The sequence below is a fragment of the Embleya sp. NPDC050154 genome, assembly GCF_044460165.1.
GTDB lineage: Bacteria > Actinomycetota > Actinomycetes > Streptomycetales > Streptomycetaceae > Embleya.
This window is the reverse complement of sequence record NZ_JBITJP010000005.1, coordinates 578152-593542: the sequence shown is the minus strand read 5'-3', so window position 1 is coordinate 593542 and position 15391 is coordinate 578152. Positions and strand designations below refer to the sequence as shown.

Annotated in this window: 14 protein-coding genes; 3 read left to right on the top strand and 11 right to left on the bottom strand. The window is 72.2% G+C overall.

Annotated elements, in window-relative coordinates; all coding sequences use genetic code 11:
• Positions 1-686 precede the first annotated feature (686 nt).
• A complete protein-coding gene (gene tyrS / locus ACIBSV_RS14650; RefSeq protein WP_395862776.1) occupies positions 687-1964 on the bottom strand; it encodes a tyrosine--tRNA ligase in 1278 nt (425 codons plus the stop codon).
• Between the two features lie 109 nt (positions 1965-2073).
• The gene (locus ACIBSV_RS14645; protein WP_395862774.1) at positions 2074-2763 is read right to left on the bottom strand and encodes a DNA-3-methyladenine glycosylase; all 690 of its coding nucleotides are present in this window, start codon (positions 2761-2763) and stop codon (positions 2074-2076) included.
• Positions 2764-2831: 68 nt separating this feature from the next.
• Here ACIBSV_RS14645 and ACIBSV_RS14640 point away from each other — a divergent pair, with 68 nt between their 5' ends.
• A complete protein-coding gene (locus tag ACIBSV_RS14640) occupies positions 2832-3617 on the top strand; it encodes a sporulation protein (protein ID WP_395862772.1) in 786 nt (261 codons plus the stop codon).
• Between the two features lie 36 nt (positions 3618-3653).
• Here the strand turns inward: ACIBSV_RS14640 and ACIBSV_RS14635 are convergent, their stop codons facing one another.
• Positions 3654-5171 carry a hypothetical protein gene (locus ACIBSV_RS14635; protein WP_395862770.1) on the bottom strand — a complete coding sequence of 506 codons (1518 nt, stop codon included), beginning with the start codon at positions 5169-5171 and terminating at the stop codon, positions 3654-3656.
• Positions 5172-5306: 135 nt separating this feature from the next.
• Between ACIBSV_RS14635 and ACIBSV_RS14630 the strand changes: the two genes are divergently transcribed.
• Positions 5307-5849, top strand: a complete 543-nt coding sequence (locus ACIBSV_RS14630; protein ID WP_395862768.1) for a YbhB/YbcL family Raf kinase inhibitor-like protein — start codon at positions 5307-5309, stop codon at positions 5847-5849.
• A gap of 254 nt (positions 5850-6103) precedes the next feature.
• On the top strand, positions 6104-6631 hold the full coding sequence (locus ACIBSV_RS14625) for an HNH endonuclease (protein ID WP_395862766.1): 528 nt from the start codon (positions 6104-6106) through the stop codon (positions 6629-6631).
• Between the two features lie 115 nt (positions 6632-6746).
• Here ACIBSV_RS14625 and ACIBSV_RS14620 read toward each other — a convergent pair whose 3' ends face one another.
• From ACIBSV_RS14620 to ACIBSV_RS14585, 8 genes are all read right to left on the bottom strand, one after another.
• Positions 6747-8225, bottom strand: coding sequence for a peptidase MA family metallohydrolase (locus ACIBSV_RS14620; protein WP_395862764.1), 1479 nt, complete (start codon positions 8223-8225; stop codon positions 6747-6749).
• A 1-nt stretch (position 8226) separates the two neighbouring features.
• Positions 8227-10137 carry a hypothetical protein gene (locus ACIBSV_RS14615; protein WP_395862762.1) on the bottom strand — a complete coding sequence of 637 codons (1911 nt, stop codon included), beginning with the start codon at positions 10135-10137 and terminating at the stop codon, positions 8227-8229.
• A gap of 63 nt (positions 10138-10200) precedes the next feature.
• On the bottom strand, positions 10201-10497 hold the full coding sequence (locus tag ACIBSV_RS14610; protein WP_395862760.1) for a hypothetical protein: 297 nt from the start codon (positions 10495-10497) through the stop codon (positions 10201-10203).
• A gap of 72 nt (positions 10498-10569) precedes the next feature.
• The gene (locus tag ACIBSV_RS14605; protein WP_395862758.1) at positions 10570-11469 is read right to left on the bottom strand and encodes a metallophosphoesterase; all 900 of its coding nucleotides are present in this window, start codon (positions 11467-11469) and stop codon (positions 10570-10572) included.
• A gap of 130 nt (positions 11470-11599) precedes the next feature.
• Positions 11600-13111 (bottom strand): cobyric acid synthase, encoded by a 1512-nt coding sequence (locus ACIBSV_RS14600; protein WP_395862756.1) that lies wholly within the window; start codon positions 13109-13111, stop codon positions 11600-11602.
• Between the two features lie 88 nt (positions 13112-13199).
• Positions 13200-14168: a cobalamin biosynthesis protein gene (locus ACIBSV_RS14595; RefSeq protein ID WP_395862754.1), complete on the bottom strand. Its 969-nt coding sequence runs from the start codon at positions 14166-14168 to the stop codon at positions 13200-13202.
• A gap of 128 nt (positions 14169-14296) precedes the next feature.
• Complete coding sequence (locus tag ACIBSV_RS14590; protein ID WP_395862751.1) at positions 14297-14485, bottom strand: DUF1272 domain-containing protein; 189 nt, start codon at positions 14483-14485, stop codon at positions 14297-14299.
• A gap of 77 nt (positions 14486-14562) precedes the next feature.
• Entirely contained in the window at positions 14563-15333 is a 771-nt protein-coding gene (locus tag ACIBSV_RS14585) for a sulfite exporter TauE/SafE family protein (protein ID WP_395862749.1), read from the bottom strand.
• Positions 15334-15391 lie beyond the last annotated feature (58 nt).

The window sequence follows — 15391 nt, the reverse complement described above, 5'->3', positions numbered from 1 at the left end:
CGTTTCGGCGGCTTCGCTTTCCTCGCTTTCGGCTTCCACCGCGTTTCCGCGTTTTCCGCCTCCCGGACTCTAGCAGATCTTCCGACCCGCTTTTCATCCGCTGCTTCGTGCTTTCCGCTTTCGAAACTCTCGTTTCTTCCGCTTCCGGCCCGCCGAGCTTAGCAGACCCGTTTTCCCGCCTACCCCGACCTCGCTTGATCACTCTCGCGATGTCGGCGGCCGACGAGCCGCGCGTCGTGCTCCGGATCTCTCCGGCACTCGATGCTTCAACCCTAGCAGGTTTCCCCGGTAAAGCCGAATCACATTCCGAGAATGCGATTCCCAGTAATAAATGGCAGCACAAATAAAACCCCCGGAATTTGGATGATCAAATTCCGCGCGCTTCACAAGGGCTGTGTCGATCATTGGTTACACTGGGTCACACCCACGGAGACACCACAGGGACGGAGCAGCCAAAGGCCGTCCGCTTCAGGATGGATCGTTTGGGGTGTGAGTCGCGATGGGATCGGCCATCACGCCGGTGTTGAGGGCGTGCCTGTCCGGATCTCCCGAAGTTGCGACTCGTACGAGCTTAAACCACCGTCTTGGACGGGTCAAGCCGGTCCCCTATACCCAGTGAAACGGGTCGGGAACCGGCTCGACGAGTGAACCTTCGGGGTGGCTGACGGTGCATCAACTGCCTTGTGTCAGGCGGTGATCTCCGCTGCGGCAAGGTTGCGCTTGCCGCGGCGCAGGAGGGCCCAGCGGCCGTGCAGCAGGTCGGACGCGGTGATCACCGCGTCCTCGTCGGTCACCTTGGCGTTGTTGAGGTAGGCGCCGCCCTCCTTGATGGTGCGCCGGGCACCGCCCTTGCTCGGGGCGAGGCCGGTGGCCACCAGGGCGTCGATCACCGTCGGGCCCTCGGGCAGTTGTGCGCTGGGGAGTTCGGCGACGGCGGAGCGCAGGGTCGGCTCGTCGAGTGCGGTCAGGTCGCCCTGGCCGAACAGTGCCTTGCTCGCCTCGACGACCGCGACGCACTGGTCGGCGCCGTGGACCAGCGTGGTCAGTTCCTCCGCGAGGGCGCGCTGGCCGATCCGGGCGGCGGGGCGTTCCTCGCTGTCTCGTTCGAGGGTCTCGATCTCCTCGCGCGAGCGGAAGCTGAAGGTGCGCAGGTAGCGCGAGACGTCACGGTCGTCCGAGCCCAGCCAGAACTGGTAAAAGGCGTACGGCGTGGTCAGCTCGGGGTCGAGCCAGACCGTGCCGCCCTCGGTCTTGCCGAACTTGCTGCCGTCGGCCTTGGTGAGCAGGTTGGTGGTCAGCGCGTGCGCCTGGCCGTGCGGGTCGTTGCCGGTGATCCGACGGATCAGGTCGAGGCCGGCGGTGATGTTGCCCCACTGGTCGCTGCCGCCGATCTGGAGCGTGCAGCCGTACCGCTTGTAGAGCTCGACGAAGTCGTAGGACTGGAGCAGCACGTAGCTGAACTCGGTGTAGCTCATGCCCTCGCCGGAGAGGCGGGAGCGCACCGTCTCGCGGGCGAGCATCTGGTTGACGCTGAAGTGCTTGCCGATGTCGCGCAGGTACTCGACGATGCCGAGCTGCGCGATCCAGTCGTGGTTGTTCGCCATCACGGCGGTGTTCGGGTCGGTGCCGTCGAAGTCGAGGAACGCGGAGAGCTGGCCTCGGATCCGGTCGGTCCAGGCCTCGACGGTGGCGACCTCGTTCATCGCGCGCTCGGCCGAGGGCTTGGGGTCGCCGATCAGGCCGGTGGCGCCGCCGACAAGGGCGATCGGTCGGTGGCCGAAGAGCTGGAGTCGGCGCAGCGTCAGGATCTGGGTGAGGTGGCCGACGTGCAGGCTGGCCGCGGTCGGGTCGAACCCGCAATACGCCGTGACGGGACCGTCCGTGAACGCCTTCTTGAGCGCGTCCTCGTCGGTGGTCTGGGCCAGCAGGCCCCGCCACCGCAACTCGTCGACGATGTCCGTCACAGTGCCTGGTCTCCTCGATCGATGCCGATGTGCGGCATGGGGGTGCGGCGTGTGCCGCGAGTGCGGCTGTTGCAGCCGTTACAGGGTGCCCGACGGTCCGCCCTCGGCGCTAACCGCTTTGCCGGGCCGCGCCGGCGTCGGGCTCGGCGGCCGGCTTGGTGGTGCGCTTGCGTGGCTGGTGGGCTCGGTACGGGCTGACCGTCGGGTCGCCCGCGATGTGGAAGCGCCAGGGCTGGGTGGCTCCGCCGCCGCCGACGCCGGTACGTGGGCCGGTGCGGATCGCGGTGCGGGCGGGGGGTGTGCCGTACAGGACGCGGACCGGGCCGGTGGGGTCGCAGACGTCGGTGCCGTCCTGGGTGCGGTCCAGGGCCATCGCCATGGCCAGGCGGGCGGGGCCGGCGGCGAGGTCGGTGTCCTTGCGGGTGGTGGGTCGACGGGCCCGGGCCAGGGCGGTCCCGGTGATGATCTCGCCGGCGCGCAGCAGTACCCCGGATGCGCGCTCGGGTGGGCCGCAGACCAGGTTGGCGCAGTAGTACATGCCGTAGGTGAAGTAGACGTACAGGTGGCCGGGCGGGCCGAACATCGTGGCGTTGCGGGCGGTTTTGCCGCGGTAGGCGTGCGAGCCGGGGTCGTTGGCGCCGTCGTATGCCTCGACCTCGGTCAGCCGTAGTTCGACCGGCCCGGCCTCGGTCTCGTGCACGACGATTCGGCCGAGCAGATCGGCGGCGACGGCCAGGACCGGGCGGTCGAAGAAGGAGCGCGGCAGCGGATCGTTCGGGTCGGCGGTGGGGGCACGCATGACGAGCCAGCTTACGGCCGGGCGCACGTGATGGAATGGGCGGCCGAGACGATCATCGGGGAGGACACATGGTTTTCAAGAAGCTGATGGCGAGCATGGGCGCGGGCGGCGCCTCGGTCGAGACCGAGCTGCACGGTACGCACACCACGCCGGGCGGTGTGGTCGAGGGACACGTCCGGATCCAGGGCGGCAAGGTCGACCAGCGCATCGAGGGCCTGTATGTCGGGTTCCAGGCGGTCGTCGAGGTGGAGACCCAGGACGGCGAGCAGCGGCGGAACGTGGAGTTCGGCCGGCAGCAGATCGGCGGCGAGTTCGAGCTGCGCGAGGGCACGACGCACGACGTGCAGTTCCGGCTGCCGGTGCCATGGGAGACGCCGCTGACCACGTTCCGCGGGGTGCAGCTCCGCGGCACCACGGTCGGGGTGCGGACCGAGTTGGCCATCGACCGGGCGATCGACAAGGGCGACCTGGACCCGGTCTCGGTGGACGCGTTCCCGGCGCAGGCGCTGATCCTCGACGCGTTCGGGAATCTGGGTTTCCACTTCAAGGCCGCCGACCTGGAGCAGGGGCACATCCGCGGGGTCGATCAGCGGCTGCCGTTCTACCAGGAGATCGAGTTCGCCCCGCCGCAGGCGTACGCGCGCGGTATCAACGAGGTCGAGCTGACCTTCGTGTCGGCCGAGCACGCGACCGAGGTGATCCTGGAGATCGACAAGAAGGGTGGCGCGCTCTCCGGTGGGAGCGACGCGATCCGGCGGTTCACCGTCGATCACGGTACGGCGCAGCAGACCGACTGGAACGCCTACCTGCACGGCTGGTTCCAGGAGCTCGGTCAGCGCCGCGGCTGGTTCTAGTCCGCGCGTAGTCGGGGACGGGCGGCGGCCCGGGTGTCAGGCGTCCAGGAGCACGCGTACCCGGGCCGCCCAGTCCGCCTCGAACTTCGCCCGGGACAGACCGGTGGCCCTGTCCAGCGCCGCGTCCACGGCGGCGGGCGCCGGGTCGGCGTAGACGGCGGTGACGAAGCCGTACACGGCCAGGCCGCCGCCGAGTTCCTCGATCCGGCGGATCGCGAGGTGGGCGAGTTCGTAGGCGGCGGCGTTGGCGACGGTGTCGGCCTGGTACAGCTCGTTGTCCGTGGGCAGCTTGCCGGTGAACCGGTTCGTGGCGACGTAGGTCCTGGCCTCGTACAGCTCGTCGGTGCCGAGCAGGGTGCGGCCGCGTAGTGCGAGCCAGTCGGCGAAGCCCTCGACGACCCACACGGGTTGGTCCTGGTTGGGCACCTCGGTGCGCAGCGGGGTGACCAGTGCGTGGGCCATCTCGTGGCGCAGCAGTTCGCCCAGGCGTCGGGGGTTGGGCGAGGTGAACCAGCCCGAGGTGGTGTCGAGCACGATCCGCGAGCCGCCGAAGCGGCCCTTGCCGGCCGGGTCGATCGTGCGCAGCGCGTAGGTGAGGCCGGATTCCTCGCCGTGTTCGCCGGTGCGCCCGCCGTACAGCCGGTAGAAGGTGTCGCGGTCGGCGACCGGGACGATGACGAAGCCGGGGGCGGTGCCGGGTGGGCCGCCATCAGCCCATGTCTCGATGTCGGCGCGCGCGGCCTCCTCGGCGTCGTCGGCCAGTTGTTCGGCGCCGGCGGCGGTGGTCGGGTCGGCGAGCACCACGACGTGGTCGCGGCGGACCACGGTCAGGTCGGCCTGGTCCCAGGGCGCGGGATAGTCGCGGGCGTACGCGTAGCCGGCTCCGTCGTAGGGGGTGCCGTCGACGGCCTCGATGACCAGTGGGGCGCCGGGTTCGGCGCGGACCACGGTCCAGCGGTAGCCCTCGCCGACGGTCGCGGTGTCGGCGGCGGAGATGCGGTGGTCGAAGGACACGTCCACGTAGGCGGTGATCCGCTCGCCGGCCCCGGGCATGGTCTGCACCGTCTCGACGCGGTAGCCGAGGTGGTCGAAGGAGACGCGGCCGAGGTTGTGGAACAGGCGCTGCTGGCCGCTGACCAGTTCGGGGATGTGCGGGTCGAGGTCGGCGGTGAAGCCCTGCGCGTCCCGGCCGATCAGGGCCTTGGTGCGGCGGCCGACCAGTTCTTGGATGTCGGAGCTCGCGATGGTGGGACCGTGTGCGGGGGCGACCGGTGTCGCGGTGCCCGGGCGGGGGCCGCCGATCGCGCCGTCGGCGCCGCGCGGCTTGGCGCTGCCCGGGTCGCTGAGGGTGACGCCGAAGACGATCAGCGCGACGAGCGCCAGTACCAGCGCGGTCAGCGGCGCGGCGAGCCGGCGGACGGCGGATCGCGGCCGGGCCGGTGCGGGCCCGGGTGTCGCGCCGTCGGCGCCGCCCGCCCGATCGGCGGGCTCGGCGGATATGCCCGATGAGGCGTCGTCGGCACAATCGCCGGTTTCGTGCGTCGGCTGGGTCACGCCGGATGCCTCCCCCCTGTTGGCGCGAGGATACCTACGTGATCTTCGCCGGTTTGCCGGACGGTGAGAATAGGCTCGTCCGGACGAGGCGCCCGGCAGGCGGCCGGGTGCCGGTGAGCACGAGCGGAGTCTCGCGTGTCCGAGCCCATCAAGCCCTCGATGCCCTACGACTATCTGCCCGAGAAGCCGTCCTTCACGGTCACCAGTGGGGACCTGAACGATGGTCTGACCCTGCCGACCGCCCAGGTCAGTGGCGTGATGGGCGCGGGCGGCGAGGACGTGTCACCGCAGCTGTCCTGGTCCGGCTTCCCGGCCGGCACCAAGAGCTTCGCGGTGACCTGCTTCGACCCGGACGCGCCCACGCACAGCGGGTTCTGGCACTGGGTCGTGGTGGACGTCCCGGCGGACGTCACCGAGTTGGCGAGCGGCGCGGGCGCGGCCGACGGCAAGGCGCTGCCCCCGGGCGCGTTCCACGTGCGCAACGACACCGGCGGCCCGGGCTACGTGGGCGCGGCGCCGCCGCCGGGGCACTACCCGCACCGGTACGTCTTCACGGTGCACGCGCTGGACGTGGACAAGCTCGGCGTGGACGAGAGCGCGACGCCCGCGTTCGTCGGCTTCAATCTGTTCTCGCACACGCTCGCGCGCGCGGTTCTGGTCAACACGTACGCGCGGTGATCGCCGTGCCGCGGGCCCGCCGTTCACAAACGGCCGGCCCGGCACCGATTCCCGTCCGGTAATTGCGTTGTCCCGGTGATCGATCAAAAGGCACAGTGGTCGAGTTGTCCGTACTGACGGTTCGTCGAGTCGAAGGGTGCGCATGAGCGTCGCAGCACCGCCCCAACGCTGAGCGCGTGGTCGCGCCCGGCCGGTTCGGTGCGCGTCCGGGTGTGCTCGCTTCTCCCCTCGTCGACCAGGTGAGGGGAGGTCGCATGCGGGAGACGTTGGTGCTGAACGCGACGTATCAGCCGCTGGCGACGGTGTCGTTCAAGCGCGCGCTCGTGTTGGTGTTGCAGGAGAAGGCGGTCGTCGAGCATGTCGATCCAGGCCGGGTGGTGCGGGCCTCGACTCTCGAGTTGCCGCTGCCGCGGGTGATCCGGTTGCTCAAGTTCGTCCGGGTACCGTTCCGACAACAGGCCGCTTGGTCTCGCCGGGGCGTGTTGCTCCGGGACAATCGGCGCTGCGCCTACTGCGGTGGGCGGGCGACCACGGTGGACCACGTGCTGCCGCGTTCGCGTGGTGGCGCGGACTCGTGGCTGAACACCGTCGCCGCGTGCGGGAGCGACAATCAGCGCAAGGCGGCCCGGACGCCGGCCGAGGCCGGGATGCGGTTGTTGTTCCAGCCGTACGAGCCGTCGGCGACCCGGGCGCTGGTGCTCGCGTTCGGCGTGGCCGACGTCGAGGGCGCGCAGTGGCTCGCCGAGCCGGTACGGGCGCCGGTGCTCGCGATGGGCGCCTGATCGGCCGCTCGGGTGGGTGACGAGGCGTACAGGCCGCCGGGGTTCCTCACCCCGGCGGCCTTCGGCGTTTCGCGGCGTCCCACGGGTGCTTCGGGCGCGGGTGGCGATCCGGATGTCAGACCGTCTTGCGGACCCAGGCCGCCCAGTCGGCGCGGAGCCGGTCCGGGGTGTTGTCGAAGGCGGCGGTCAGGGCCTCGTCGACGGAGTCGTACCGGCCGGTGACGACGTCCGTGTAGAACGTGCACACCCGTTCCGCGCCGTAGGTCCGGGCCAGGTAGCGCAGCATCAGGTGGGCCAGGTTGTAGGCGGTCTCGACCCGATCCTCGTCGGTGGTCTCGAAGTCGCTCTCGGCGGGCAACTCGCCGGTGAAGCGGCCCCGGTCGATCAGCGCGCGAATATTTTGGGTGATCACCGGCTCCAGCGGCCGGTCGGCCTCCGCCTGCCAGTCGGCGAACCCTTCGGCGAGCCAGGTGGGCAGGTCCGCGGCTCGGGCCGGCCGGGACAGCGGGGCGACCAGGGCGTGTGTCATCTCGTGGCGGAGCAGGATCGGCGCGAAGGCCGGGTCGCTCGCCAGTTGCCCTTCGTCCACCACCATCCGCACGCCGCCGATGGGCCGGTCGGTCCCGGGCAGGCCCAGCGCGTAGCCCGCCGCCCAGTCCTGCACCTCGCCGCTGTTGTACAGCTTGTCGAAGCCGGCCCGCGACGAGGTCAGCACGAGCGCGAAGCCGGGTGAGGTGCCGGGGCCGCCCTTCCACGCGCCGAGCGTGTAGACGGCGGCCCGTTCGGCCAGGTCCGCGTTGCGGCGCAGCGCGGCCGGGTCCGACCCGGAACCGATCAGCACGACGTGCGGGCGCCGTTCGACCCGGATGTCCCACAGGTCCCACGCGGCGGGATACCCGGCGAAGCCGGAGGTGGTGTCGGCGTCGGCCGCGCCGTCGGCGCCGACGAGGGTGCACGGGTCCTCGGGGCCGGCGCAGCGCGCCTTCCAGAGGTAGATCTCCGGGACCGGGCCCAGGTCGACGCCGGTGATGGCGTGCTCGAAGCGCACCTGCGCGGTCACCGTGACCGGCCACGCGGCGGCGGTGCCGGCGTGCTTCGGGTCGGAGCCGTCGGCGGTGACCACCTCCTCGGTGCCCAGGACGCGCCAGCGGGCGGTGTCGAACGGCATCTTGCGCAGGTTGCCGAAGAGTCGGCGCTGACCGTCGACGAGGGCCTTGTCCTGCTGGTCCACGCCGGCCAGGAAGCCCGTCTCGTCCCCGCGTTCGAAGGTTGTCGAGCGGTTCGCGGCCAGGGCCCGCATCCGGGCGGACACGCGCGAGTCGATCCCGTCCGGGGTCGGGGTCGCGGCGGCGCCGGGTGCGCCCGGGACGCGGGAGGCGGTGCGGTCCGGGAGGCGGCCCGGTGTGGGCCGGTCGTGGTCGAGCACCCGTTGGGCCGTGTCGAGTCCGACGAGGCGACCCCCGGCGGACACCGCGCCGACGACGAAGGAGAGCGAGAGCAGGGCGCCCAGCAGGGCGACGCAGATCGCCCACGGTCGGGACCGGCGCGGCTCGACGGCGTCCGGCCACGGCCCGGACGGGTCGCCCGAGCGCACGTCAGTTGCCCACCTTGGTCTTGACGTACTTGGCCCAGTTGCTCTCGAAGGTGTCCCGGTCCTGGCCGGTGGCCTCCTTGAGCGCGGCCTCCAAGGCGGCCGGGGTGGAGTCCTTGTACACCGCGACGACGAAGTCGTCGGCCTTGGCCGCGCCGTACTTCTCCGCGATGTAGCGGATGGCCAGCATGCTGTAGTGGTAGCCGACCGTGGAGGTCTTGGCGTCGGCCGAGTTGACCTCGGTGTCGGTGGGCAACTTGCCGGAGAACTTGCCCGCCCGGACCTGCGCGCGGGCGTCGGGCTGGAACCACTCGGCCAGCGAGAGGTCGGTCCAGGCCAGGTATTCGGCGAAGCCCTCGGAGACCCACAGCGGCGGCCCTTCGCCGCCGCGCTCGAACTCGGCGACCATCGCGTGCCCGAGCTCGTGCCGGAGCAGGTGCATCTGCTGCTCGCCGTCGCCCTTGGCGAACATCTCGTCCGAGCCGTCCAGGGTGATCCGGCTGCCGGCCATCGGCTGGTCGCTGCCGGTGGGGCGGGCGGGCGGCATGGTGCGGCACACCCCGGTGACGTTGGGCAGGTCGTTGCCGGACAGCGCGCGGGTGAAGGTCTCGTGGTCGGGCGTGATGTAGATGACGTAGCGCTGCGGCGTGATGGCCGGGCCCTTCCACACCGCCAGGTTCTTCTTCAGCGCGCTCTCGGCCCGATCGGCCCAGGCGGCGCCCTTGCTCTTGTTCTTCGCCGGTACGGCGACCAGCACGTGCGGGCGTTCGATCAGCGCGAGTTCGTCCTCGTCCCAGGGCGCGGGGTAGGCGTTGCCGCCGCCTCGGGTCGAGCCGCCGGTGATCTTGGTGATCAGCAGCGGTGCGTCCACCGCGGCGCGGGAGAGGGTCCAGATGTAGCGCTCGGCGATCGGCTCGCTGTCCACGCCGGTGATCTGGTGGGCGAACACCACGTTCACGTCACGGGTGAGCGGGCCGGCGTCGGTGCCCGGGTCGATGCTCGCGTTCGGTGGCCGGAACTCGACGCTGGTGAACGGGAAGAGCCGCAGGTTGCCGAACAACCGACGCTGCGCGGCCACGAGTTCGGTGGCGGCGGGGTCGATCCCGGCGACGAACGCGTCGGCGTTGCCGGACTTGAGGGCCTGGGTGCGGTTGTCGGTCAGGAAGGCCACGTCGGACGTCGCGATCCGGGTGACCGGCGGCTTCTTGTCCTCGGGCTTCGCGGAGGTTTCGGCGTCGTTCCGCTCGGCGATGGGCGCGGTGGCCGGGGAGGAGGGTGGGTCGAAGACGCCGCCGACGGCGAGGGACGCGAGCAGCGCCAGGATCGCGACCACGCCGCCGACCGCGGCCAGCCGGCGCCGACGGGTGTTGCGGCGCTGCTGGTCGGCGGGTGGTACGTACGGGAGGGGGCCGAAGAAGCCGACCTGGGTGGAGAACTCGGGTGCCGCGAGGCCCTGTGGAGGGCCGTAGGGGGTGCCGGCCGGCGGTGCGGCGGGTCTGGGGGGTGCGGCGGGCAGCGCGGGCTCGGTGCGCGCGGTCGGCGCGGCGGGCTCCGCCGGCGCGCTCGGGGATGGGGCCCCGGCGGATATGGCGCCGGCGTCGACACCGTCGCCGCCGGGTATCGCCTCCGGCCGGGGTGCGGAGATCACGTGCCCGGTCGAGGCGGCGGGCGGCGGCGCGACCGTCTCGGACCCGCCGGGCGCCGGCGCGGCCTCGGGCCGGTGCGGCTCGGGCACGGCGGGATCCGCACCGCCGGGCTCCGCCGGTGCGGACGGGCTCGCGGACGGGCGTTCGGACGTGCCCATGTCCGGGCGCTCGGGCCGCTGTTCGGCTTCGGACTCGGTGGGTCCGGTGGTCGAAGCGTCGGTCGGCGGGTGTGTGCCGCCGTCGTTCGCGTTTTTGGGCATGTCGGACATGCCAGTCCTCCCCTGGACCGCCGGCCCGATGATTCCGCCCCCGGCCCCGGATCGGCGATCCGATCATGTGTTCGCCGAGGTTATCGACGTGCCCGGACACCGTCGGCACGGGGTCCGCACGCTGTCTTGTGCGGTGCTCGCGGGTGGTCGGCCGGCCGACTCGGCCCGTACGTAGTCTGCCCAGTCGGCCTCGAACCGAGCCCGGTCGAGTCCGGTCGCCGCCTTGATCGTCTCGTCCGCCGAGGCCGGGTCCGCGTACATGGCGACGACGAACGCGTCGGCCTTGGCGGCCCCGGGCGTGGGCGCGGAGCCGGGCGCAGGGGCGGGCAGTTCGTTGGCGGTCGGCGGTGATTCGCTCACGCGTGCGAGCCGAGGTTATCCGGCTCCCCCGGACCCGTCGAGCCGGTATCGCACGTGGTGACGAGCGGTCGGTCAGGAGGCGGTGCCGGCCTCCACGGTGTCCGTGTCGGGGCCCGGGGTGGGGGTCGGCGTCGGGTCGGACAGGTCGAGGACGTGCCACGAGTCGGGGACCAGGTAGCCGGGCACGTCGTAGGAGGCCATCGGGTCCGCGGCCAGGCCCTCGACGCGCGTGGACGAGCCGTCCGGGTGGGCGAGTTCCTCGGTGTAGCGGAAGTGCAGGTGGCCGTGTGCGGCCAGCGCGGGGCGGTAGGCGTCCACGAGGCGCTGGACGCGGCGCTGGTTGGGCAGGCAGCGCGGGTCGCCCTTGCGGTTGAACTCGGGCGCGGTGCGCAGCGGTTTGTCGTGCGTGAACAGCACGTCGACGGGCGAGGGGTCGGCCAGGATCGCGTCCACGTCGGCGTCCGTGGCCTCCTCCTCGGGGAACCACAGGGCGCCCGCGAAGTCCGGCACCTCGCCGGGCGGGCGGCCCGCACCGCGCCGGAAGCCCTCCTTGCGCAGCGCCCTCTCGTACCGCCGACGCTCCTCGGCGAGCCGCTGTTCGCGATCCAGCGAGAGCGCGCCGCCGAACGCGAGGAAGTTCCTCCCGTGCCAGGACCAGCGGTGTCCGCGCGGCGCGTAGCGCACCCGGGTGCGCACGATCAGGAAACCGTGCTCGTCGCGGTCGTCGCCGTAGGACTCCGTCAGCAGCGAGGTCTTGTCGTGGTTCCCGTCCAGGAAGTACACGTCGATGCCGCGCGAGCGGGCCGAACGGTTGACCGCGTCCAGGTAGCGGACGCCGGACGCCTCGTGCTCCCAGTAGCCGAAGTCGCCGAGCTGGAAGATCAGATCGACGTCGAGCTGCACGGCGGCGTCGAGCAGCCGCCGCACGTGCCCGGTGTTGCCGTGCGTGTCACCGGCCAGCAGGATCCGCATCGTGAGTCCCCGCCCTTCCACCCCGTTTTCGCGTGCGTGTACGCCCGCCCCCGAGGTCCATCATCGGTGATCGGGCGACGACCCGTCCGGGGTATCTCCCCAGGACTCGGGTGTCGGGCCCGGACAGGACCTAGGCGCCGGGGGGTACGAATGGCAGGCCGGGGGGAGCGCCCGCGGTGATGAGGCGGTCCACCGCGGCGTTGTCGAGGTGGTCGGCGACCAGATCGCCCAGCGCGTCCAGGCGGCTCTGCCGGGCCGCCTCGAACGAGGTGTCCGGCGACACGACGAACCGACGGCCCGTCAGCTCGGCCGTCCGGGCCAGGAAAGCGCGGCGGAAGCCGTCGTTCTCCAGCGCGCCGTGCCACAACGTGCCGGTCACCGCGCCGACCCGACAGCCGTCCAGCGCACCACCGTCGGCGGCGGTGAACAAGGGCTCGCCCGCCTCGACGTCGACGACGCCGTGGTGGATCTCGTACGCGCTCACCGGCTCGCCGTCGGCGAAGCCGCGTGGACGGGCCAGCGTCTTGGCGGTGGCGAAGCGTATCCGGACCGGGAGCAGGCCGAGCCCGGCCACGGTGCCCGCGCGGCTCTCCACGTCGTCGTGGATCTCGTGCCCGAGCATCTGGTAGCCGCCGCAGATCCCGAGCACGGGCCGGCCCTCGGCGGCGCGTCGGGCCAGCGCGGTGTCCAGGCCGCGCTCGCCCAGCCAGGCCAGGTCGGCGACGGTGGCGCGGGTGCCGGGCAGGACCACCAGGTCGGCGTCGGCGATCTCGCCCGGTGTGCTCACGAATCGGACCACGACGCCGGGTTCGACGGAGAGCGCGTCGATGTCGGTGAAGTTGCTGATCCGGGGCAGCCGGACCACCGCGACCCGCAGGACGTCTTCGCCGAGCGGCGGTTCCGGGGTGCCGCGGTCGGCGTCCAGGGCGAGCGAGTCCTCCACGTCCAGCCACAGGCCGCCCAGGAACGGCAGCACGCCCAGGACCGGACGCCCGGTGAGTTCGCGCATCCGGGTCAGCGCCGGGTCGAGCAGCCGGGCGTCGCCGCGGAACTTGTTGATCACGAAGCCGCAGACGAGTGCCTGGTCCTCGCGCGAGAGCAGCGCGAGGGTGCCGAAGAAGGACGCGAAGATGCCGCCCCGGTCGATGTCGCCGACCACGAGCACCGGCAGGTTCGCCGCCCGGGCCAGACCCATGTTGGTGATGTCCCGGTCGCGCAGGTTGATCTCGGTGGGGCTGCCCGCGCCCTCGCACACCACCACGTCGTAGCGCGAGCGCAGATCGGCCAGCGACTCGAGCACGGCCTCGAACAGACGCGGCTTCAGGTCGCGGTAGTTCAGCGCGCCGACCTCGGCGATCGGCTTGCCGAGCAGCACGACCTGACTGCTCATCAGCCCACCGGGCTTGAGCAGTACCGGGTTCATCACCGCCTCCGGCTCGATCCGCGCCGCGGCGGCCTGCATCGCCTGCGCGCGCCCGATCTCCGCGCCGTCGGCGGTGACCATCGAGTTGAGCGACATGTTCTGCGCCTTGAACGGCGCGACCTTGACGCCCTCGCGCGCGAGCCGTCGGCACAGTCCGGCGACCACGACGCTCTTGCCCGCGTCGGAGGTGGTGCCGGCCACCAGGAGGGCGCCGTTCATCGGGTTGCCTTTCGGGTACGCGGTGCCGTGCGGCGGGCGACGTCCCGGCCGATGTCGGCGACGGGGTCGACGATCGGCGCGGCGCGGGTCATCGAGGTGTCCTGCGGGTGCGCCACGCGGCGCGGGCGGCGACGAAGGCGACGGCCATCGCTGCGGCGCCCAGGCCGACGGTCGCGGAGAGCCGGTTGGCGCGATCGATGTCGGTGGGGCTCGGCGGCGGGCCGTCGCCCAGTCGCGGGCGGTCCTCGGTGCGGCCGGCGTAGACGTTGCGACCGCCCAGCGCGACGTCCAGCGCGCCGGCGGCGGAGGCCTCGCAGCGGCCCGCGTTGGGGCTGGGGTGACTGCCGCCGTCGCGGCGCAGCACGGCCCACGCGCGGGCCCGGTCGCCGCCGACGACCGGGGCGACGGCGACGGTGAGCAGGCCGGTCAGGCGCGCGGGCAGCCAGTTGGCGGCGTCGTCCAGGCGGGCCGAGGCCCAGCCGAAGTTCTCGTGCCGCGGGGTGTGGTGGCCGACCATCGCGTCGAGGGTGTTGATCGCGCGGTAGCCGAGCAGGCCCGGGATGCCCGCGACGGCGCCCCAGAACAGCGGGGCCACGACGGCGTCGGAGGTGTTCTCGGCGACCGATTCGACCACGGCTCGGGCGATGCCCTTGTCGTCCAGGCGAGCCGGGTCGCGGCCGACCAGGCGGGGCAGCGCGGCCCGGGCTGCGGGCAGGTCGCCGGCCACCAGCGGCGCGGCGATCACTCGGGCCTCGCGACGCAGGGTGGTGCCGCCGAGGACGGCCCACGTGCAGCCGGCGGTGACCGCGATGGTCGCGAGCGGCCGGCCGGCGATCGCGCGGCGCAGCCCCAGGCCGAGGGTGGCGGTGGTACCGACGCACAGCGCGGTGTAGGCGACGCCGCGCGCGCGGTCGTCGGCGTGCATGGCCCGTTCCAGCCGGCCGGCCACGGCGCCGAAGCCGGCCACGGGGTGACCGCGCCGGGGGTCGCCGAAGGCGGCGTCGAGGAGGACGCCTGCGGCGAGGCCGACGGCGGTGGAGGTCGCGTGCGCGGGCATCCCGGCATCGTTTCACGGGGGCGTGACGTCACCTCGACGGGGTGCGACCACCGGGCGCCGGGCTTCGAGGCTCCCGGGCTTCGACGCTCCGGGGTTCCGGAACGACGTGGGACCACGCGTGCGTTGGGCTAGCCCAGCGCCGGTTCCGCGCGGCGCGGCCGGGGCACCAGTTCGCCGCCGCAATTGGGGCACGTGTCGTCCATCGTGGCACTGCACGGTTCGCAGAAGGTGCACTCGTACGAGCAGATCCGAGCCGGGCTCGTCGCGGCGAGCGCCACGTCGCATCGTTCGCACTGCTCGCGCATCTCCAGGGCCATCGGGCCGCCTCCCCGGTAGTGCCGTTCGGGAGGATCAGGGTATCCAAGGCGGCCCTCGCGGCAGCGGCGGAACGACCTCAGAGCAGCAGTCGGACGACCGCGATCAGACCCACCACGACGATCACCGCCCGCAGCACGGTCGGCGGGAGCCGGCGGCCGACCTTGGCGCCGACCTGCCCGCCGATCACCGAGCCGAGCGCGATCAGTAGGACCACCCACCACGCGACGTCGGCGACGAGCATGAACACGATCGCGGCGACGCCGTTGACGATGCCGGCGAGCACGTTCTTGACCGCGTTCATGCGTTGCAGGTTCTCCGCGATGAACACGCCGAACAGCGCGAGCAGCAGCACGCCCTGCGCGGCCCCGAAGTATCCGCCGTAGACGCCGGTCGCGAACACGGCCACCCACAGCAGCACACCGCCGTGGCGGGGGCCCTCCTCGCCCGCTCCGCTGTCGGCACGCCGGGCTGCGAGTCGCTTGGCCAGCCGCGGTTGCAGCACCACCAGCACCAACGCCAGCACGATCAGCGCGGGCACGATCGCCTTGAACGCGTCGTCGGGCAGGGTCAGCAGCAGGATCGCGCCGGCCAGCCCGCCGAGCAGCGAGGCCGCCCCGAGTCGGATCAGCCGGGGCCGCTGGCCCGCGAGTTCGCGGCGGTAGCCGATCGCGCCGCTGATCGACCCGGGTACCAGGCCGATCGTGTTCGACACGTTGGCGGTGACCGGCGAGTAGCCGAAGGCGAGCAGTACCGGGAAGGTGATCAGCGTGCCGGATCCGACCACCGTGTTGATCCCGCCGGCCGCGATGCCCGCGGCGAAGATCGCCAAAGCTTCCAACCAGCCCATGTCCACCCGCTTCGCCGCGATGATCCTGGCGTCGGGAGGACATCGAGCTTCCCCCCGT